The organism is Sorangium sp. So ce327 (genome assembly GCF_051530205.1).
In the GTDB taxonomy this organism is placed as follows: domain Bacteria; phylum Myxococcota_A; class Polyangia; order Polyangiales; family Polyangiaceae; genus Sorangium; species Sorangium cellulosum_B.
This window is the reverse complement of record NZ_CP150330.1, coordinates 9,179,813-9,197,714: the sequence shown is the minus strand read 5'-3', so window position 1 is coordinate 9,197,714 and position 17,902 is coordinate 9,179,813. Positions and strand designations below refer to the sequence as shown.

Sequence of the window (17,902 nt, the reverse complement as noted above, 5' to 3'; positions counted from 1 at the left end):
TATTCACGCGACCACGGTCGCGACGCTCCGCGGCCTTCAGGGAGGAGCACCCGAAGCGTGTGCGTGGTACCTTGGCCCGCATGAAGGAGGCCGGCCCCTCGGGGCTCAGGGAACGCAAGAAGGAGCGCACGCGCGCGCAGATCATCGAGACCGCGATCGAGCTCTTCCTGAAGAACGGCTACGAGCAGACGACCCTCGATGACGTGCTCGGGGTGGTCGAGGTCTCGCGGAGGACGTTCTTCCGCTACTTCGAGTCGAAGGAAGACCTCGTGATCGCGTGGATGGACCAGTTCATCGAGGCGGCGCGCGAGGCGGTGCGGGCGCGCCCGCCGAGCGAGCCGCCCGTCGTGGCGCTGCGAAACGCCGTCAAGACGATCGTGAAGCTCCATGAGGCGGATCTGCCCCGCTTCGCCCTGATCCAGCAGTTCGTCGCGCGGACGCCGGCGATCCGCGCGAGGCAGCGCGAGCGGCTGGGACACTGCGGGGAGGAGATCTGCGAGCCGCTGGCCGAGCGCATGGGCCTGGACGCGCGGCATGATCTCGCGCCGCGCGTGCTGGCCAGCTGCGCGATGGCGGTCGTGCAATCCGCGATGGACGCGTGGATCGCGCGTGGGGCCACCGAGGACCTGCCAGAGCTCGTGGACGAGGCCTTCCGGACGCTCGCGCGCGAGTTCGGCCGCGGTGGGAGCGGCTCCCCGCCGCAATGAGCGCCGGCTCGGTCGTCTCCTCCTGAGGCGTGCCCCCGGTTCGTCTGCCGGCGAGGAGCGCTCGCGAGAAAAAGTGCGCCTTCTTGACAAATGCCACTCAGGGGCTATTGTCTCTGGGTAGCTGCTCCTGCCGGTTCCGGTGCTTGATCGCTCCACGATCGTGCGATCCGAGAGGTGCTCAGCGCGCCTCTACAGCTTCCGTTTGGATCGACCTTGCCGAACCGCTGGGCCAGGGCGGCCACGTCAGACCGTCGGCGGCTGGCCGGACAATGCCGGTCACGATGAGAAAGGAATCTTCATGGCAAGGGTATTGATTACCGGGTGCAGCAGCGGGTTCGGCTTCGAGGCCGCCAAGGCGTTCCGAGCTCGTGGCGACGAGGTGTTCGCCGGCGTGCGTGAGTTGAGCGGAAGAACCGTCGGCGTATTGAGGGAGCTCGGCGTGACGCCGGTCGTGATCGATGTCACCGACGACGTGGCTGTCGAGCGCGGTGTCACCCAGGTGCTGGCGGCAGGTCCGCTCGACGCGCTGGTCAACAACGCGGCGATCTTCCTGCACGCCACGGTCGAGGAGACGTCGGACGCCCAGGCATACCGCATGTTCGAGACGAACTTCTTCGGTCCGCTGCGGATGAGCAGGGCGGTGCTGCCCTCGATGCGCGCCCGAAGACAGGGGGTGATCGTCAATGTGTCTTCCGTCGCCGGTTTCCTCGCATTGCCGGGGGACGGCATCTACGCCGCGACCAAATTCGCGCTCGTGGGCATGTCCGAAGCCCTCTACCATGAAACCAAGCCGTTCGGCGTCCGCGTGCGGGTCGTGGAGCCCGGCGCCTTCCCAACGACGGAGATCTTGCGCAAGGCTCTGGGATCGGCGCGGCACTTCGGATCTCCTTACCAGGCCCACATGGACGCCTTCGCGTCGGCGATGAGCTCGTTCCAGAAGGCCGCACCGGCGCCGGACGGAAACCTCGTGATCGAGGCCATCTGGCGCGCGGTGCACGAGCCGGAGACGCCGTTCCAGCAGCCTGTTGGCGCCGACGCGCAGGCCGTGGCGGCCGCTCGCCGCGCGCAGCCATTCGAGGCCATCGAAGCGATGATCCAGCAGACGCTCGGGCTCGGGGCGCACGGCCCTTGACATCCTCGAATTGTGTTGCTTTTTCTCCCCCCTCAATGCGCCTGGTGAAGATCAACCCGCCCGACGTCCACCAGACTCCCGGTTATCACCACGTCACGATCGTCGAGGCCGGCCGGCTGGCCTTCCTCGCCGGCCAGTGCCCACTCGACCTCGACGGCAACGTGGTTGGCGCGGGCGACTACCTCGCGCAGGCCGACCAGGTGGCAGCGAACGCGCTGACCGTCCTGAAGGCGGCCGGGGCGCAACCCGCCGACGTGGTGCGCTCGGTGATTTACGTGGTCAGCGACGACGACCAGGTGCTGGGCGCGGTGTGGCGGCGACTGAACGACTCGGCGCTCGGCGCGGCCTTCGGTACGGCCAGCACCCTGCTCGGGGTCGCTTCGCTCGGCTTCCCCGGTCAGCTGGTCGAGCTGGACCTGACGGCCGCGCTCCCCGGTTGATCCAGCGGCGGCCGAGGCCGCGCGGTGCGCCCTCGACCGCATCCCGGTGCACGTGCACGCGCTTCGAGGTCACGCTCCCTGAGCGAGGACCCTCGCTCAGTGGAAGGCGAACCGGTCGACCGTGATCGTGTAGCTGAGCTGTTCGCCGCGCTCGATGCGGCCACCGATCGATAGGTTGTGCTCCTCGCCGCTCGTCGTCACGTACTTCGCGTCGGCCGCCACGAACGTGCACGCACCCTCGATCGGCAGCGGGCGCTCGGAGAGGCAGCCGTAGCCGTCCTCGGCGACGGGGCGACACATGCGGGTGTCGATCTTCAGCGCCTCGACCTCCTCGCGTGAAAACAGGCGCTCCTCGTAGGTGATCTTCATGGGCTTCTCGCAGCGAACGTAGATGGGCAGGTACTGGTGCTGCGCGTCCCGGTACACGACGCCGTCTTCGATCTCCTCGCGTGTGCCCTCGGCCACGTCCAGATAGCCCTTCAGGCGGACCGGCGTCTCGACCACGGCGGGGAGACCCTCGGCGGGCATCGCCTCGGCGTGCGCGTGATCGCCGGCGTAGACGAGGACGTTGAGGAAGCGTTGCCGCGCGCCGTCCCCGATGGGGCTGAAGATCTCGCTGGCCGCGTCGCATCGTGCGGCCTGCTCGGCGGAGTGGCTCTCCATGTTGTCCCCGCTCGACTCGAACCCGAGCTCGTAGACGCCCACGCTCGCTCCCCAGCCATTGTCGTCCTTGGACGCGGCCAGGCCTGCGGCATCGTTATCTGGGGCGATCCAGAGGTTGTTGGTGGTGAGCGCGGCGACGTGCGCCAGCGAGCGAACGAGGGAGCCGTCGTCGCCGCAGCCGCGTCCGATCTGTTCATAGGTGGTGTCCACCTCCGCCGGAGTCGACGGGGTTGCCGGCGCCTCGGTGGGCTCGGCGATGTCGCCGTCCGATCCGCCGCAGCCCGCGACGAAGATGAAAGGAGCCCCCACGAGAACCAGCGAACGCAAGTAATTACTCATGATGGCCGTGGAGAGCAAAGCTCGTACCTTCCCGAGCCATGCGGATTTTCCGTCCAAATCGCAGCGCGAGACGCGACGCGTGAACGGGGCGCCACACCTCGGCCCCTCACGACGCGGCCTGCGTCATCGACCTCGCCGCCGAGCGCACCCGGCGCGGCCGGTAGCCCCGGCTGGGCCCGCGCTCGCGGCGGGCGACTCGGCGCCGACGCGCAGGCCGCGGCGGCCGCTCGCCGCGCGCAGCCATCGTCCAAAGGCCCGATGCCGTGGCGTCAGCCATGGGGCGCGGTCCCCGCGTCGCCCTCGATCTCGCGCTTCAACGTCCGATCCAGCGCGAAGGTCCCGCCCGGTACGAGCGACGCGAGGAGCGCCATGAGCGAACGGCGACGCGGCCAGTCGCGCTCGGTGGCCGCGCGAAACAGCGCGGAGACGAAGAGGAGAAAGAAGAGCCCGTGGGCGCTGCCGGCGATCCGGACCGCGATCGGCAGGCCGAAGATGTATTTGAGCGGCATCGCGACGGTGAGGAGGACCAGGAACGACAGCCCTTCCAGGAAGCCGACGACGCGCAGGGTGCGAAGCGCGCTCATGATCGGACGTCAGCCCAGGTGGGCCGAAAGACCATCATCAGCAGCACCACGAAGAGAGGGGCAAAGGTCGAGACGAACGCGCCGAGCGTGCGCCGGTCGCGCGCGACGCTGTGAACGAGGGCGAGCTGCGAGACCAGCGACAGGACGAGCCCTGCGATGACCCAGAGCTCCATCAAAGGAATCTGCAGCTGCGTGGTCATCAGGTATCCCGCGATCCACGTGACGACCAGCCCTGGGGAGGCCACGGCGTGGACGGCGCGCTTGCGATCGGCGTGCGCCGTGGCGACGAAGCTGCCAATGAGGCCGCCCGCGTACAGGATGACGCCCAAGAACTTGATCAACCGTAGAATCTGGTAGGCGTGCATGAGGGGGCTCCATGGCGCGGCGCGACGCGCTCTTCACGGTTCGCCTTCTCGGGATGACCACGACGGCTCCGAGACGTGAGACGGTCGGAGGGGCTCGCAAACGAGGGGATGCCTCGGATGCCAGTGGCATCGAGCCGTCATCGCTCGGCAGTTGGCACGGCCGGGATATGGCACCGCCGGGACGGCCCCGCGAGGGGCGTTTGTGCCAATCTTCGACGACTTCTGGCCAGCCCGACGTCCCGGACCCGCGCCGGATCATGAAACCGTTGGCATGAAGTGGATGATCAAGCATCTTTCAGCCATGCATGTCGTGGCTGTGGTCGCGATGGAAGGGGTCGTCCCCTTCGACCTGTCGACGCCCTGCGAGGTGTTCGGGCGTGTTCGGCTGCCCGGGGGGCGGGCCGGGTATCAAGTCCGTGTTTGCGGGGTGACGCGCGAGGTGAGCGCCGGAGCGTTCGATCTCCGGGTGCGCTGCGGCCTCGAGGAGCTGACGCGAGCGGACACCATCATCCTTCCGGGCGTCGCCGAGGCGAGCGCCGTGGTCCCGGAGGCGCTCTTGCGCGCGGTCCGCGCCGCGGCGGCCACGGGCGCCCGCGTCGCCTCCATCTGCACCGGGGCGTTCCTCCTCGCCGCGACAGGGCTGCTCGACGGGCGCCGCGCCACGACCCACTGGCTCGCGACGGACGAGCTCGCGCGCCGCCACCCGGCCATTCGCGTCGACCCGAAGGTGCTCTACGTGGATGAGGGGCAGTTTCTGACGTCGGCGGGCGCCGCGGCGGCGCTCGACCTCTGCCTCCACATGGTTCGGCTCGACTACGGCTCGGCCGTGGCCGCGGACACGGCGCGGCTCTCGGTGATGCCGCTCGAGCGCGACGGGGGGCAGTCGCAGTTCATCCTCCACGAGCCGCCCGCGCCGGACGGCTCGTCGCTCGAGCCGCTGCTGCGGTGGATCGAGGAGAGCCTCGACAAGCCGCTCACGCTCGAGGACATCGCGCGGCGCGCGGCCCTCAGCGTGCGCACGCTGAGCCGCCGCTTCCGCGAGCAGACCGGCACAACGCCGCTCCAATGGCTGCTCCGGGCCCGCGTGCGCCGCGCGCAGCAGCTGCTCGAAACGACGGGGCACTCGGTGGAGTCGATCGCGGCGAGGGTCGGGTTCGGCTCGCCGACCGCCTTTCGCGGGCACTTCCAGCGGCTCGTGACCACGAGCCCGCAGGCGTACCGCCGCGCCTTCCGCGCCGCGCCGATCAAGGCGAACGGACGCCGGGGGGCGAGAGTGACGTCGAGCGCTTCTTGAGCGCTGGATCGGACGAGGCGCCCCGCGCCCTCCCGGTGAGGCGCCCTTCCACCCGAGCCGCTGCAGCCGCTCTCTCGCCGCCTTCACCCCGAAGATCGTCGCGTCTCCCGGCGGCACGATCGGCGGTACCCGCAGCGGCATCTGCCAGCTCGGTCTCCTCCCGGGATCGGGGGGCGCGTTATGTGATAACCATGGTGGACGTCGCTGTCACGCGGCGCAGGAGAGTCGCTTTATGTTCGGCATTTCTAATGTCACACGAGTAAGCGCATTGGTCGTGTGTACACATTTCCTGCTCGTCAGTTGCGCAGATGATTTCCAGCAAGAAGTACTTGCCGGGTCAGCGGCGTCCGGCTCGGAGGCCGTCGGCGCCACGAGTGGCACGGGAGGGAATGGCGGCACGGGCGGCACGGGCGGCATGGGGGGCACGGGCGGCATGGGGGGCACGGGCGGCATGGGGGGCACGGGCGGCACGGGCGGCGAAGACACGAACGGCGTGGGAGGAGCGGGCGGCGGAGCGGGAGGCAGCGGCGCAGGTGCAGATGCGCCGGGCGGAGGTGGCGGCTCCGATGGCACGGAGCTATTCCCGCTGCAGGGCCACATCTGGGTATCCGAACGGACAGGCGGAGACTTCACCATGACGGCGATGTTTCGGGAGCTGATCACTCCTCCTTCGGACCCCTCAACATGCCAGCAAAGGTTCGGCAGCTGCTACATCAACACGCCGTGCGCTTCGTTCGGCACTTACCGCAATCGGACGGCGGGTCCGTTGACCGTGACAATAGGCGGCACATCGGTCACGCTGCCTCCTCCTGAAGGCGAGTTCGCTAGTAGTTCCATGGTCCAAGGACAAGTGTTCTGGAGCGGTGGAGAAATTATATCGGTGGCAGCCGAAGGCAACGAAGTGCCACCCTTCGCAATAATGTTGCCGGCGGTCGCGCCGATCGACGTCAGTGAACCAGCTCTCAACCCATCCTCTTCGACCCGCCTGGATAGGTCCAGCGATTTGTCTGTCATCTGGAGCGGCGGCAGTTTCGGGCTTGTGTGGGTGAGCCTTGGAGAGTCTTCGAAGTCGGTCGACTGCATTTACCCAGCCGAACAGGGGCAGGCGATCGTGCCGGCTGCGATGCTGGCAAACCTCCAGGCGGGGAGCTCGCTCCGCATGAAGGTGTCGATCCACGCGTTCGCCGATCTCGACGTCGACGGCTGGCGCATACATCTTCAGTCCGACTCGTACGCGACTGGAAGTGGAGCGGGCGGGGAAATAATCCTGGAGTGAGCCCTGCGCCCGCTCTCGCATTGTACGGCAAGCCGATGTCCCTGGCCTGCTCGGCGCCAGGATGGGCTCTACCGAACGACATAACAAGTGAGACGTCGCCGGTCGCTTCGCGCCCGGCTCCGGGGACCTCGACACTCTTCGTGGCTCCAGCATGGTCCAGAACGAGCTCGTCGTCTCCCCTGGCCGGACGATCCTGCAACGGGGTGGATCCATGATCCTGAAACGTGGCAAGAGCCGCAAGGGGGGTCATGTCCATATGGCTGGGCGGTTACCCCGCTGCGGCGGCGCTCGCCGTGGGCGGCGGCGCTCGCCGTGGGCGACCTGGAGGCGGCGCGCATCGCCCACGAGACCATCGGGCGGCTGCTCGGCGCGCCCGGGGCCGACGCGGCCGCCGTCATCGACCTCGCCGCCGAGCGCAGCCGGCGCGGCGTATTCGTCCAGCCAAGGGCATCGTGACCGTCCGGACGGCGCCGGTCACCTCTCCCCATCGCGAAGGAGGAAGCGATGGCAACTGGTACACGCGTCTCTCGCGCTGCCGAAGCTCAACGCCGAGGTCCGGTGGGTAGCTGCCGGACCCGACAAACGGCGGGAATTCCCCATGCTTCAGGGAAGCGAACCGCGTTGCTGAAGTCGAGGTCGAGCGACACCCAGATCCGGTGCCCGCGAATGCAGGTCCGGCCGAAGCAGGCGTTCGGGTCGATTGAGATCCGGGCCAGCAGCTCGTCGCGGTTCATCGCGGCACAGCGTCCCGCTGCGCAACGACCTCGCCATGCGCCGGTCGTTCCTGATCTGCAAGGACGGAGGCGCTACGTGCTGATGCAACGCCTCGAGGGGCAGAGCCTGGCCGAGGCGTGGCCCGAGATCTCGCCGGAGGATCGCGGGCGCCTGGCCGAGTCACTGGGCGGGTGCCTCGCCGCGCGGCGTGTGGGGATCGCGCTCTCTTGCGCCGGCTGCTGCTCGCCTACGGCTACCGCGAGCGCGAGCTCGATCTCGGCCTGCAGCGGCGCTTCATGGCCTATGCGTTAATCCACCGCTACTCCAACCCTGCGTGGTACCTCGAGCGGGTGCCCCCGGGGGAAGGCGATCACACGCTGGACGACCTCGCCGCGCGGTGGTTCGCCGTTTGACGACGGCCGGGCGCGCCGCCGAGCGCGGCTCGCGCCGCCTGCCCTGCTCCCTCGGCCAACGCCTCGACGGCTGGCCCCCTCGGCGGGTGGCCCCCTGCCCTCACCCTCAGTCTTCGGCCCTGACGATGAGCCCGTCCGAAGACGATCCCGGTCGTTTGTTGATGGCCAGGTAGACGCCGCTCGTGTCGGCCGCGATGTGGGAGATGGAATCGTCGGTCTTGACGAGCTGGGTGGGATTCTTCCCGTCCACGCCGACGCGCCACAGCGCTCCGGACGAGGCCCAGTAGAGCGTCTGTGCGTGGGCGACGAAGAAGGTGCCCTCCACGTCGGGGGACGAGAGCACCTCGGTCGGATCGCCGCCGGACACGGGCATGCGCCAGATCGCGCCGGGGCTCATGTAATAAATGAACTCGCCGCCGATCGCGAAGCCCAGGAGGGTGCCACCGTCCACGGTCACGACCACCTGCGGCTCGCCGCCGGTCCGGGGGAGCGCAGGATGTCGTCCTTCTCGAAGGACTCGACGGATTTCCAGTAGACGAACCCGGAATCCAGGGCCAGCGTCGTGCTGAAGATGTCGCCGGCTGGACCATGCACGACCTCGTCCCCGGCGTCGAGCCCGACGCTCCTGACCTCGAGCGGCCCCGAGCGCACTTGCTGAGTGAAGAACACGCGCTCGCCATCGGTCACGACATCCTCGATGCCGCCAAAGTCGTCGACGAACGTCGCCAGATCGAACACGGCACCGCCCGATTTCGGCATCGCGCGGAGCCAGTGCGTGACCGAGTTTTCGGCCCAATACACGTTCTTCTCGTCCACCGCGACGGACAGGGGGACATAGGGTGAATCGTAGATCTCCTCGCGCCCTCCCCCCGCCTTCGCCACGCGCGCGACGGCGGTGCGTGTGAGCTGCTCGACCCAGTACACGTGCGACGCGTCGACCGCGATGCCGTGATCGATGGACACGTGCTTCCCGGCGTGCGCGAGCACCGTGCAGCCGCCGGCCGACACGCCCACGGGGAGGCACGCGCCATTGCAGGACACCTGCGCTTCTGGGCAGTCGGTGGGCCCCTGTCCGCCCCCGCCGGTCTCGCTGCCCGCGCTCCCGCCGGCCCCGCTGCCCGTGCTCCCGCCGGCCCCGCCCTCGCCCCCTTGCATCTGCCCCCCAGCCCCTTGCGCTTGCCCCCCAGCGCCCTTGTCGTCGCCTCCACAACCAACGATCGTCGACATCACCACGACGGTGCTCCCGAACCAATTCAGCCGCATACAACTCTCCTGTTCCGATCTGCCGACCTGTACGCGCCCGCCGGCGCACGTTTTCGTCGCCGGGGGTCGCGCTGGCGCGGCGTTCGACGGTCGCGCGATCGATCTATTCGACGCCGTGCGTCGCGCTCGCTCCCGGGCGATCGAGGCACCCGAGAAGGCCGCTTCCGACGCCGCCCCGCGGGGTGACCGCCGGCGATACCCGTGACGTGTGCCTATGCTCCGCCACGGCTTCCTTGCGTGTCATGGACCTGCTCGTTCTCCTGGCCCGGTGCAGGGCGGATTTCGGCCTGGCGTTGCTCAAGGACGCCGCCGTCTCCACCGCTGGCTATCTGTCGCCAGGGCCGCCGCCGATTCAGCGAAGTTGCAGCAGCAGCGCCTCGCGCTCCCGGGCCAGCTGACCCCGAGGGAACTCCATGGCATGCATGTCGAGCAGGCGCCGCGCCTCGACGTCAGCCCTGGCGTTGTAGGCCTCGATGGCCTTGCGCGCCTGAAGGATCAGGTCCATCTCGCGCTCGCTCGCCCCCCGCTCAATGCGCCTGGTTAAGATCAACCCGCCCGGTCAGCTGGTCGAGCTGGACCTGACCGCCGCACTCCCCGATTGATCCAGCGGCGGGTCGCGTCCGGAGCGGCCGAGCCAGGCGCGTGTCCTTTCCGCGCCGGCGCCGAGGCGCGTCGGTGAGCAGCGCCAAGAAGATGGTGGCCCCCGGGCGCCATCCTGAGCGCGTTCTTTGAGGGGCGGCAAAGAAGCCCAGCCGACGCCAGTAACGGGACGGAGAGCCGTCGAGCAATCCGCCTCAGACGTAGTGAACGAGCGGGTGAACGGGACGGTGCCGGACTCGCTGAGGCACACCTTGACCATCCACGTTGCCGATGGCGCTCTGACCCTCGTCAGCAAGGACCGTTTGGACGTAATCGCCGGGCCCTTGGGCGTGTCCACCAGCGTACATGTGGACTGGACGGGCGGCAGTAGCCGCGTTCTTCCTGGAAGTCTGGTTGTGATGGTGACCACTGGAGCAGTTTGGAGATTTAGGGAAGGGTCGAAATGAATAAGATGTTTGTTGTTCTGTGCTTCGGGCTCGCGGCGTGTAATTACGATGTGGGAGAGTGCTGGGTCCGCGGTGAGGGAAACGAAGGTGCCGGCGGTAGCATCATCACCCCGACAGGAGGGGATGGGGCCTTCCGGTATGTGCAAGGCCGCAAAACGCACCGGTGGGAAGCGGAGCCTCTGAGGCGATGGCAGGGTGCACCCCCGACTGTCTAGAGGCGTGCAAGGAAAAGTGTGACAAGATATGGGAACTCTGCCGTGACAACTGCCCAAGGGGCGACACGACCTGCCTAAGACAGTGCACTGATGAATATAGTCGATGCCTCAAAGACTGCGACAGGAGATGTAAGTGATGCTCGAGCTGACCTTTAAGCTGACCCCAGAAGAGGGCGAGCCGCGCGACATCGTGGTTCGCATCCACGAGCCGACGCGGAACCCTCCGGGAAAAAAGTGGCCTTGGGCTGTCACTGTTGACATCGATGGGCGCCCATCTACTACATACGGGGTAGACCCTCTCGATGCGGTTGAAAACGGAGCCCAGCACGCCGCGATCGTGTTGCGCGGGGTCCATGGTGATGCGCTCGATCCGCCTATCGAGCCGCGGATGAAGGAGGGCCAATAATCGTAACCGCCCGGCCATCGCCATGGGCATGGGCCCTTGCGGCTCTCGCAGGGGTCGACGATGCTGGGCGCGGGGCGGCGTCGTCCCACGACTCGGCGCGGGCGCGGGTGGTCCTGCGAGGAGGCCTGGCGAGGAGGCCTCCGCCTGCGTCGCCGACCGATGCCACGTTTCAGGGTCATGATGAAGGTTAGAATGCCCGAGGCCGTGAAAGGTGCCAGGGTTACAAGGCCATGAAGTGCTCGAATGAAGAGTTGGTCGAGGTGGTATATCGCTATTACCCACGTGGGGTCTCGCGCGAGGACCCGCGCTACAAACGGACAGAGGAATATGGACGGCTGGTGGACGCCCGTCGTCGAGCCGGAGACGAATGTGGCCGTTGGCAAGGTGTGCTAAATCGGATCCATGATAAGTTTCCGGAGAGTTCCTTGATTGACCGTTCTATTCATCTTCCCACGGGAAGCTACGACGCCTGCTACGCCGGTCACCTCTCTGTCGGAGCAAGCGCTCCAGGGGAGTACAGTCACGTGATAGGGTTCATGGTGAGTCTGTTGGTTTCCTGCTACGTCGTTTACAGCATGCGGACCGTTGACGATCTCGAAGAAATCGAGAGGATCAGGGTGATTAATGCGACGCCGTCTCGCCACGTAAGCGTCTTCGCTTATGACACGCATTACGTCCTACCTGCCTGGATGGGCAAGCTGGTCAGGCTGGTCAAGCCCAACTTTGTTGAGCCACCACTTCCGCTGGAAGCTAGACGGCAGGACCTCAGTTTCGATCTGTCGCCGGATGAGCAGCCGTACGCGACTTGGGTCGCGCAGGAAATTGAACACACCTGGGGATACGAGCGCATGCCGCCACTCGTCGGAAAGCTCATCATACCGGACGTAGCAACCGACAGCCGCCTCTTGGGGGAGGCCACGCTCTATGATTGTCTGTTCTCAGACAGCTGGTAGGAACGCCGTCGAAGCGGTCGGCGTGGCGCTCTCAGGATCTCATGTGGTGTCACTCTCCACATTGATGGTTGGCATGTTGTCCCTCCACGTGCAACTGCCCAACGCTCGGCTCACCCGCGAGCGACGGAGGGGCGCCGCAGGCGCCACGAAATCGCTCGTCGGTGTGCAGCCGTGAGTTGGGCAGCTTCGTGTACGCTTTCGGAGCCATTACTTCTGCCGGGACTGCGGATGGGTGCCCATGGCGAGTTCTCCCCATAGCCATTCTAGGAGATGGCCGGCCTCCAAGCTGGAGTTGCGAATCTCAGAGCCGCCACGGCTGCCGAGCTTAACTTCCCGGTACGCGTCGGATCTCTCCCACAGGTAGGCCTCGCAGCCGGCGCTGCCCGCATCACGCGACACGTGCTTCTTCTCGATTTGACCGCCTCGAGCGATCTCCGCCTTCTTCCGCATGTCGGCCAGCTGCGCAGGAGGAACGCGGCGCGACTGGAGGACGGGATTTCTGAATCGCTCTCTCAGCCCGGTCTCCAGATAGAGTCCGTCCCCGGCGGGTTGGGGAAACCAGGTCCTTCCCAGGTCGTAGAACCAAATTCGGCCCTGATCATCAAGGACGTTCCCGTAAGCCTTACTGCCCCAGGCAAAACTCACGTAGTAGCAGGAAAAAAGCGGCTTGCCCATTCTCACTCCCTTCGAATTCGGGTCCGCCTCGAGGATCGGAGGGGAGCGAGGCGTAGGTTGAGGTAAGTCGTTCGTGGCTCGTGGCTGAAGCGTGGGCTCCGGGCTTGGTTCCACCTCGCTGGTGGACCTCTCGGGATCCTTGTTTGCGGACTTCGCTACAGAAGGCGCGTGCGACGGAGCAGCTGGTTCGCCACTTCCGGACTCCGACTGTTCCCGTCGCGCGCAGGAAGCCGATACAAGACTCGATGCAAGAGCCGCTGCGATGTAACCGAGGAAAACCTTGGTGCGAGTCATGCGTCTCCCGAAGTAGATAGCTGTCCCGTTGCCTGCTTGACGTCGCAATCAGTTGCGTCGCAGGGCCTGGCGGCGGATCATAGCATGTAGGCGGCGAGGCGCCGCGGCCAATCTCCGTATTCCCGCGAATAGGTCGCGAAGCTCCGCGGTATATCGGTGTATTCCCGTGAATAGGCAGCGACTTCCGCGACCTATCTGCGCATCTCCGAAGATAGGCCGCCGCTCCGCGTCCAGCATCGCCGACCCCGGCGCGCGCCGCGAGGGGCCACGCCCATGGCGACCGATGGGCGGTTACCCCGGCGCGGCGGGTAGCCCACGCTGAGGCGGCGTTCGCGGCGACGTTGAGGCGGCGCGCATCGCCCACGAGACCATCGGCGCCTGCTCGGCACGCCCGGCGCCGACAGGAGCGGCGTCGTTGACCTCGGGGCTCGGCGCAGCCGCCCTGGCGGGTAGCGCCAGCCGGGGTGGCGCTCGCGGCGAGCGCTATCGAGGCAGCGCTCCTCACCCACGAGAGGACCGGGCCGCTGCTCGGCGCGCGCCTGGCGCGGAGCCGGGCAGGACGATCGATCTTGCGATGGAGCGCACACGGCAGGGTGGCTAGCCGAGGCCGTCAGCAGCTTCATGGGTCGCTTGAGCGGCCAGCGCTCTGCGCGCTCGTAAGACCGGGCGGCGCAACCCCACTCGCCGGCGGGTGCGGTCCGCGCCGAGAGAGCGTCTCTCTGGTCCTGATTACCGCTCGATCCACCCTTGGGATGTGCTCTGCCGAACGCCTACGGCCACCCCCATGGCCACGTCTCTTCTTGGTGGAGGCGCCGGGAATCGAAACGCCTGCCGAGGGTAGGGATCCGCAGGGATCGCGTAGGTTTCCGCATGCGACGGGAGCGGCAAGCGTGCCGACGACGGCGGCTAAGTGCGCGAAACCTCGTGAGCCGGACGAATCCCGGACGAAACCGGCGGACCCGCGGACGGTGCTCCTCGGCCAGCTGGCGGAAGGCATGAGAGCGGCGCTCGCGGCGGGCGACGTGGAGGCGGCGCGCATCGCCCACGAGACCATCGGGCGCCTGCTCGGCGCGCAGGGGGCCGACGCAGCCGGCGTCATTGACCTCGCCGCCGAGCGCGTTCGCCGCGGCGGGTAGTGCCGGCCGGAGCGGCGCTGGCCGCGGGCGGCGTCGAGGCGGTTCGCATCGCCCACGGGACCATCGGGCGGCTGCTCGGCGCGCTCTGCGTGGAGGCGGGCAGGGGGCTCGATCTCGCGACGGCGCGCACACGCGGGATGCATAAGCACAGGACGAAAGCGGTTGCGCTGGTCTTTTGAGGAATCAGAGCCCTGAGTCCCCATGCCAAGGATTTAGTCCCAATGTGCCGGCCGGCGGATCCTGCTATTTGTGATGAAGAACTCATAGTCGGCGAGCCGCTCTTCTACCCGGGGGCCCATCACCCCGAATTTCTCTATCGCTGCTCGGTAGCGCTCGGGGGGAGCAACGGTTAGCGACTCAGGGTCCATTAATGGATTGAGCGCCTGAACCAGCTGAGCGCGAGCCTCCATGCTCTTAGTGGCTTCCAGCTGAGTCGCGAAGGCTTCTTCGACGACTTTGCCCGCATGCCGGAGCAGGAGCAACGCGTTGAACCCCCGCGTTGACGTCTCGATCTCACGATCGGAAACACCTATTGTCCGGAGCGTTCCGACGAGGTCGTTCTTGATGGTGACTTTCTCTGCGTCCGGGATCTTTCCCAGTACTCCCTCTCGGCCAAGCAGTTCGAGCGAGATCCTTGCCATCGTGCTGGCCGCGAGTCGGAGTTCTGAAATTGTTGCTTTTGCTTCTCTTGTTACCTCCTCTGCCTGGCGAAGCTTCAGCTCAACACCGGCGCCTTTAATCTCCTGGAACAGGTCGATTCGTGCGAACGCCATGGCGAGTAGCAGTGTTGGCGCAGCGATGGCTACGACCGCGGTTCTGTCACTGAGGACGAATCCAGTAGCCAAGCTCGATAATAGCGCTATTCCAAATACGATACATGCCACGGTCGCCCACGGCCATGGTTCCCCTTTGGGGCGGTCTTTGGAGGGTTCGGACGGCGTCGTCATGCTTGGAGTCCAGAACGTTCGCGAGGATTGACAACGAGACGAGCGTCTCGTTGTCAGAAACCCGGACGGTGCGATCCACCCATCGCCGAGCGTGGGTATCGATTGCCATTCTCATGCTGACCACGTAAGCTCGCCGGACAAGCAAAGTGCCGCCCGCGGGTGCTGGTAACACCCCGGGCGGCGTGGCCGAACCCCGATCACGCGAGGTCCGACATGTCCGTTGTATACTTACGCCCCACGGCGGGCCAAGGAACCGATCCGCCCTCAGGACGGGCCGCTCGCCCGTCCGCTTCCTGTTCCGCAGGCGAGCCCGCCGGCCCGCGATTCCCCCACGAGGACCACAGGAGGCGCGCGTGAAGCGCCGGCGGAAGGGGGCCGGACGCCCGCCTGCCGCACGACATCCCCGGAAGCGCCCGTCGATGGCAGAGATCCTTGCCGAGCGCGGCATCGTCCTGGCGACGCTCGCCGGCATCCCGAAGCGCGACCGCGCGGACGTCGAGCAGCAGGTGCTCGTGAACGCCTGGAACGCCGTCCGCCGTGGGCTCTACCGCCCGGACCCGCGGGACAAGCCGCGCGACGCCTTGCGGAAGTGGCTCCACGGCATCGCCTGGCGCCTCGCCTCGCACTACGTGCACAGCGCGTGGGCGCGCCGCGCCGTGCTCCATCCCTCGCCCCTCGGGTTGCTCCGCGAGCCCGTCGGCGTCGACATGCACGCCCAGATCGAGGCGCGTGAGGTGCTGGACGCGATGGCCAGCTTGCCGCCCTGGCAGGTTGAGGCGTTGCTCTCGGTCGACAGCCCGGAGTCGCTCGTCGCGTACGCCAAGCGGCGCCGGATGAACCCGAGCACGGCAGCGTCCAGGCTTCGGATCGCGCGCGAAGCGCTGGCCGTGAAGCTGCGGAGGTGGCGCCGATGAAGCCCCGCGACCCGAAGCGGCGCGTGCGCGTGACCGTGCCCGGGAAGCCCGTCACGCGCTCGATCACGCCCGCGCAGATCGACCGCTACCTCGACGCGACGGGGTGGCGGGACGACGGCTTGCTGCCCGCCAGGACCGACCGCAGCGTCCCGCTCACCCGCATCATCGCCATGATCGCGATGCGCGAGCGTCGCTCCCCGGGCGAAGTTCTCGCTGACATCGCAGCCGGCAGGGGCCCGGAGCGCCGCACGCGGCGGGTCTGGCGGACCTGGGAGTAGGCCGGGCGCCGCCAGCAACGAGGACCGCACGCGCGCCGAACGTGAGGCCGTCGCCGAAGCGCGCGGCGCCTTGCAGATCCTCGACGCCATCGAGCGGCACTTCGTGCGGCACGACAGGTAGGCGCTCCACGGGCGGCGCATGCCGGGCGAGCTACGCGGAGCCTCGCCCCCACGCACGCCTGGCGAAGCGCGGCGCAGCCCGCCGGCCTCAGCATCGCCACCGCCGACGACGCCGGGGTTCGATCGCTCCCCGGTCGTGCGGCCCTGAGATCACTCCCACATGCTGTAGGCTCGAAAGGATGCGGCCGGCGAGGGTGGAGCCTCCCGGCCGCAGACAATCACGCACGAGGTGACTGTGGCTTCAAAAAGGGTAGGCGCGGGCGCAGGTAAAGACAAGGCGGCGAAGAGCAACGGCGGCAAGGCGAGCAGGGCCGCTCCCACACGCCAACGAAAGGCGGGAGCGGCTCCGCAGCCGCCCGAGGCCGAGCCGCCGTCGGCTCAGCTTTCGCCCGAAGATTTCGCGGATACGCTCCTGATGCTCATAGCATCGATCAACAGTCCCTATACAGTGCATCGCGCGCTCTGGGCCTACAACCTGGGACTTCATACTTTTATTCAGGGGACGAACCCGGGCTACCCCTATCCTGAGATGAGCCAGATCCTTGCCGCGCTGGAACGGGCGCACGGAGATATCGCGCGTCATGGCCAGGATGGTGGGGCGCGCCATGCAAACAAATTGCTTCAAGCCATGGTCAAATCGGTCTTGCGGTTCGAGAAACAGCGGAAACCTACGCGTCGGGAATTCGTGCTGAGCGCCATCCGAACGCCCGGTCATGCTCTGACCCGCGAAGGGCGTAGGATTCAAATCCCCTCCTATCACTTTCTTGCGAAGGCAATTCTTCATAGCCAGCGCTTACGGGCCGATTTTGAACAGCAGGTCTCGGCTCTTGTTGAACGGCTTGCCGAGCACTTCGGACCGGATGGCATCGATCCAGAGAGCGACGTCGAAGAGGTCGCGAGGCAGGCGTTCAAGGTCGCCGGGATCGACCCGCACAACGCGCTCGACGCGCCGGAACGCATGCGGGCGTCTCGGGCGCGCCGGCGACGTCCGGCCTAGCCGGCCGGGGGCGCAGGTCATAACGCACGAGGGGGTGCGTTATGTAGCGGCTTGCTCGTCGCCCGGCCGTGCGGCTCGATGCGCGTGCAGATGAAGAACAACGCGCACAAGAACTCTGGTCGGCAGGGGCGGCCCCGGCGCCGCCCCTCGAACCTGACGATCCCGGTCGATCTGCGCGAGCGGCTCCGCGCGCTGTCGGAGGCGACGGGCATCCCGCAGTCCAGGATCGCAGAGCAGGGCATCCGAATCCGGCTGGCGCAGATCGAGCACGCTCAGCGGGCACCGGAGCGTACGCCGTGAAAGTCGCCGTGGATGTCGCGACGCTGCTGCGCGTGCAGGCTGATGCACTCGACGTGCAGGCCCGCACGCTGCGCGCGCAGGCAGATGCTGTAGAGACAGGCGGCGCCGTGGCGCAGCCGACGCCGCACTACGCGACCGCGAAGTCGAACCCCCTCGGTTCCGCTCGGGCGTTTCTGAACGCCCATCGTCGCGGGCACTTCCACACGTTCAAACGCGGGCGCGAAGTCGCGGCGCTCTGGACCGACGTCGCTACCTGGATCGAGAGCCGGAAGATCGTGCCTCGCGAACGCAAGCCCGTAGACGAAGCAGACGACGATCGCGCGCTGCTCATCGACGCGGGTCTTCAGCTCCCACCGGCGAACCGCCGCGCTGGCCGAAGGTGACCGGACGGCAGCCTTATGAAGGGGTGTTCAAACACCACCGCCCCGCAC

The 17,902-nt window shown here is 67.2% G+C and carries 22 protein-coding genes and 1 pseudogene; 14 read left to right on the top strand and 9 right to left on the bottom strand.

Features of this window, described 5'->3' with window-relative positions:
- Nucleotides 1–80 precede the first annotated feature (80 nt).
- From WME95_RS34455 to WME95_RS34445, 3 genes are all read left to right on the top strand, one after another.
- Nucleotides 81–707 carry an acyl-CoA-like ligand-binding transcription factor gene (locus WME95_RS34455; protein ID WP_437903593.1) on the top strand — a complete coding sequence of 209 codons (627 nt, stop codon included), beginning with the start codon at nt 81–83 and terminating at the stop codon, nt 705–707.
- A gap of 202 nt (nt 708–909) precedes the next feature.
- Complete coding sequence (locus WME95_RS34450; RefSeq protein ID WP_437903592.1) at nt 910–1,839, top strand: SDR family oxidoreductase; 930 nt, start codon at nt 910–912, stop codon at nt 1,837–1,839.
- 35 nt (nt 1,840–1,874) lie between these two features.
- Nucleotides 1,875–2,279 carry a RidA family protein gene (locus WME95_RS34445; RefSeq protein ID WP_437903591.1) on the top strand — a complete coding sequence of 135 codons (405 nt, stop codon included), beginning with the start codon at nt 1,875–1,877 and terminating at the stop codon, nt 2,277–2,279.
- A 96-nt stretch (nt 2,280–2,375) separates the two neighbouring features.
- Here the strand turns inward: WME95_RS34445 and WME95_RS34440 are convergent, their stop codons facing one another.
- From WME95_RS34440 to WME95_RS34430, 3 genes are all read right to left on the bottom strand, one after another.
- Complete coding sequence (locus WME95_RS34440; RefSeq protein ID WP_437903590.1) at nt 2,376–3,269, bottom strand: hypothetical protein; 894 nt, start codon at nt 3,267–3,269, stop codon at nt 2,376–2,378.
- Nucleotides 3,270–3,550: 281 nt separating this feature from the next.
- The gene (locus WME95_RS34435; RefSeq protein ID WP_437543555.1) at nt 3,551–3,865 is read right to left on the bottom strand and encodes a DUF3817 domain-containing protein; all 315 of its coding nucleotides are present in this window, start codon (nt 3,863–3,865) and stop codon (nt 3,551–3,553) included.
- A complete protein-coding gene (locus tag WME95_RS34430; protein ID WP_437903589.1) occupies nt 3,862–4,230 on the bottom strand; it encodes a hypothetical protein in 369 nt (122 codons plus the stop codon). The genes WME95_RS34435 and WME95_RS34430 overlap by 4 nt, the downstream gene beginning before the upstream one ends.
- A 301-nt stretch (nt 4,231–4,531) precedes the next feature.
- Between WME95_RS34430 and WME95_RS34425 the strand changes: the two genes are divergently transcribed.
- The 3 genes from WME95_RS34425 to WME95_RS34415 all read left to right on the top strand — a co-directional run bounded on the left by WME95_RS34425 (nt 4,532) and on the right by WME95_RS34415 (nt 7,256).
- Nucleotides 4,532–5,524: a GlxA family transcriptional regulator gene (locus tag WME95_RS34425; protein WP_437903588.1), complete on the top strand. Its 993-nt coding sequence runs from the start codon at nt 4,532–4,534 to the stop codon at nt 5,522–5,524.
- Between the two features lie 232 nt (nt 5,525–5,756).
- Nucleotides 5,757–6,800: a hypothetical protein gene (locus tag WME95_RS34420; RefSeq protein ID WP_437903587.1), complete on the top strand. Its 1,044-nt coding sequence runs from the start codon at nt 5,757–5,759 to the stop codon at nt 6,798–6,800.
- Nucleotides 6,801–7,112: 312 nt separating this feature from the next.
- Nucleotides 7,113–7,256 carry a hypothetical protein gene (locus tag WME95_RS34415; RefSeq protein WP_437903586.1) on the top strand — a complete coding sequence of 48 codons (144 nt, stop codon included), beginning with the start codon at nt 7,113–7,115 and terminating at the stop codon, nt 7,254–7,256.
- A 170-nt stretch (nt 7,257–7,426) separates the two neighbouring features.
- Here the strand turns inward: WME95_RS34415 and WME95_RS34410 are convergent.
- Nucleotides 7,427–7,534, bottom strand: a pseudogene (locus WME95_RS34410) (DUF433 domain-containing protein); the annotation flags it as partial.
- 207 nt (nt 7,535–7,741) lie between these two features.
- Between WME95_RS34410 and WME95_RS34405 the strand changes: the two are divergent.
- A complete protein-coding gene (locus tag WME95_RS34405) occupies nt 7,742–7,927 on the top strand; it encodes a hypothetical protein (protein WP_437903585.1) in 186 nt (61 codons plus the stop codon).
- A gap of 106 nt (nt 7,928–8,033) precedes the next feature.
- Here WME95_RS34405 and WME95_RS34400 read toward each other — a convergent pair whose 3' ends face one another.
- From WME95_RS34400 to WME95_RS34390, 3 genes are all read right to left on the bottom strand, one after another.
- On the bottom strand, nt 8,034–8,384 hold the full coding sequence (locus WME95_RS34400; RefSeq protein WP_437903584.1) for a hypothetical protein: 351 nt from the start codon (nt 8,382–8,384) through the stop codon (nt 8,034–8,036).
- Nucleotides 8,381–9,190: a hypothetical protein gene (locus WME95_RS34395; RefSeq protein WP_437903583.1), complete on the bottom strand. Its 810-nt coding sequence runs from the start codon at nt 9,188–9,190 to the stop codon at nt 8,381–8,383. Before WME95_RS34395 ends, WME95_RS34400 begins: the two co-directional genes overlap by 4 nt.
- Before the next feature lie 352 nt (nt 9,191–9,542).
- Nucleotides 9,543–9,695: a hypothetical protein gene (locus WME95_RS34390; protein WP_437740593.1), complete on the bottom strand. Its 153-nt coding sequence runs from the start codon at nt 9,693–9,695 to the stop codon at nt 9,543–9,545.
- A 1,392-nt stretch (nt 9,696–11,087) separates the two neighbouring features.
- On the opposite strand from WME95_RS34390, the gene WME95_RS34385 reads away from it, so the two are divergent.
- The gene (locus WME95_RS34385; RefSeq protein ID WP_437903582.1) at nt 11,088–11,810 is read left to right on the top strand and encodes a hypothetical protein; all 723 of its coding nucleotides are present in this window, start codon (nt 11,088–11,090) and stop codon (nt 11,808–11,810) included.
- A 207-nt stretch (nt 11,811–12,017) separates the two neighbouring features.
- Here the strand turns inward: WME95_RS34385 and WME95_RS34380 are convergent, their stop codons facing one another.
- A complete protein-coding gene (locus WME95_RS34380; RefSeq protein ID WP_437903581.1) occupies nt 12,018–12,485 on the bottom strand; it encodes a hypothetical protein in 468 nt (155 codons plus the stop codon).
- A 1,289-nt stretch (nt 12,486–13,774) separates the two neighbouring features.
- On the opposite strand from WME95_RS34380, the gene WME95_RS34375 reads away from it, so the two are divergent.
- Complete coding sequence (locus WME95_RS34375) at nt 13,775–13,915, top strand: hypothetical protein (RefSeq protein ID WP_437903580.1); 141 nt, start codon at nt 13,775–13,777, stop codon at nt 13,913–13,915.
- A gap of 212 nt (nt 13,916–14,127) precedes the next feature.
- Here the strand turns inward: WME95_RS34375 and WME95_RS34370 are convergent, their stop codons facing one another.
- Nucleotides 14,128–14,862 carry a hypothetical protein gene (locus WME95_RS34370; RefSeq protein ID WP_437903579.1) on the bottom strand — a complete coding sequence of 245 codons (735 nt, stop codon included), beginning with the start codon at nt 14,860–14,862 and terminating at the stop codon, nt 14,128–14,130.
- 353 nt (nt 14,863–15,215) lie between these two features.
- Here WME95_RS34370 and WME95_RS34365 point away from each other — a divergent pair, with 353 nt between their 5' ends.
- The 5 genes from WME95_RS34365 to WME95_RS34345 all read left to right on the top strand — a co-directional run bounded on the left by WME95_RS34365 (nt 15,216) and on the right by WME95_RS34345 (nt 17,854).
- A complete protein-coding gene (locus WME95_RS34365) occupies nt 15,216–15,776 on the top strand; it encodes an RNA polymerase sigma factor (RefSeq protein ID WP_437903578.1) in 561 nt (186 codons plus the stop codon).
- Complete coding sequence (locus WME95_RS34360) at nt 15,773–16,054, top strand: hypothetical protein (protein ID WP_437903577.1); 282 nt, start codon at nt 15,773–15,775, stop codon at nt 16,052–16,054. Before WME95_RS34365 ends, WME95_RS34360 begins: the two co-directional genes overlap by 4 nt.
- A gap of 349 nt (nt 16,055–16,403) precedes the next feature.
- Nucleotides 16,404–17,171 (top strand): hypothetical protein, encoded by a 768-nt coding sequence (locus WME95_RS34355; RefSeq protein WP_437903576.1) that lies wholly within the window; start codon nt 16,404–16,406, stop codon nt 17,169–17,171.
- A 51-nt stretch (nt 17,172–17,222) separates the two neighbouring features.
- Nucleotides 17,223–17,471: a ribbon-helix-helix domain-containing protein gene (locus tag WME95_RS34350; protein WP_437903575.1), complete on the top strand. Its 249-nt coding sequence runs from the start codon at nt 17,223–17,225 to the stop codon at nt 17,469–17,471.
- Complete coding sequence (locus WME95_RS34345) at nt 17,468–17,854, top strand: hypothetical protein (RefSeq protein WP_437903574.1); 387 nt, start codon at nt 17,468–17,470, stop codon at nt 17,852–17,854. The genes WME95_RS34350 and WME95_RS34345 overlap by 4 nt, the downstream gene beginning before the upstream one ends.
- Nucleotides 17,855–17,902 lie beyond the last annotated feature (48 nt).

Coding starts and splice junctions, on each gene's coding strand:
- WME95_RS34455 (WP_437903593.1), top strand. CDS start 81: ATGAAGGAGGCCGGCCCCTCGGGGCTCAGGGAACGCAAGAAGGAGCGC.
- WME95_RS34445 (WP_437903591.1), top strand. CDS start 1,875: ATGCGCCTGGTGAAGATCAACCCGCCCGACGTCCACCAGACTCCCGGT.
- WME95_RS34435 (WP_437543555.1), bottom strand. CDS start 3,865: ATGAGCGCGCTTCGCACCCTGCGCGTCGTCGGCTTCCTGGAAGGGCTG.
- WME95_RS34430 (WP_437903589.1), bottom strand. CDS start 4,230: ATGCACGCCTACCAGATTCTACGGTTGATCAAGTTCTTGGGCGTCATC.
- WME95_RS34425 (WP_437903588.1), top strand. CDS start 4,532: ATGCATGTCGTGGCTGTGGTCGCGATGGAAGGGGTCGTCCCCTTCGAC.
- WME95_RS34420 (WP_437903587.1), top strand. CDS start 5,757: ATGTTCGGCATTTCTAATGTCACACGAGTAAGCGCATTGGTCGTGTGT.
- WME95_RS34395 (WP_437903583.1), bottom strand. CDS start 9,190: ATGCGGCTGAATTGGTTCGGGAGCACCGTCGTGGTGATGTCGACGATC.
- WME95_RS34390 (WP_437740593.1), bottom strand. CDS start 9,695: ATGGACCTGATCCTTCAGGCGCGCAAGGCCATCGAGGCCTACAACGCC.
- WME95_RS34385 (WP_437903582.1), top strand. CDS start 11,088: ATGAAGTGCTCGAATGAAGAGTTGGTCGAGGTGGTATATCGCTATTAC.
- WME95_RS34380 (WP_437903581.1), bottom strand. CDS start 12,485: ATGGGCAAGCCGCTTTTTTCCTGCTACTACGTGAGTTTTGCCTGGGGC.
- WME95_RS34375 (WP_437903580.1), top strand. CDS start 13,775: ATGAGAGCGGCGCTCGCGGCGGGCGACGTGGAGGCGGCGCGCATCGCC.
- WME95_RS34370 (WP_437903579.1), bottom strand. CDS start 14,862: ATGACGACGCCGTCCGAACCCTCCAAAGACCGCCCCAAAGGGGAACCA.
- WME95_RS34360 (WP_437903577.1), top strand. CDS start 15,773: ATGAAGCCCCGCGACCCGAAGCGGCGCGTGCGCGTGACCGTGCCCGGG.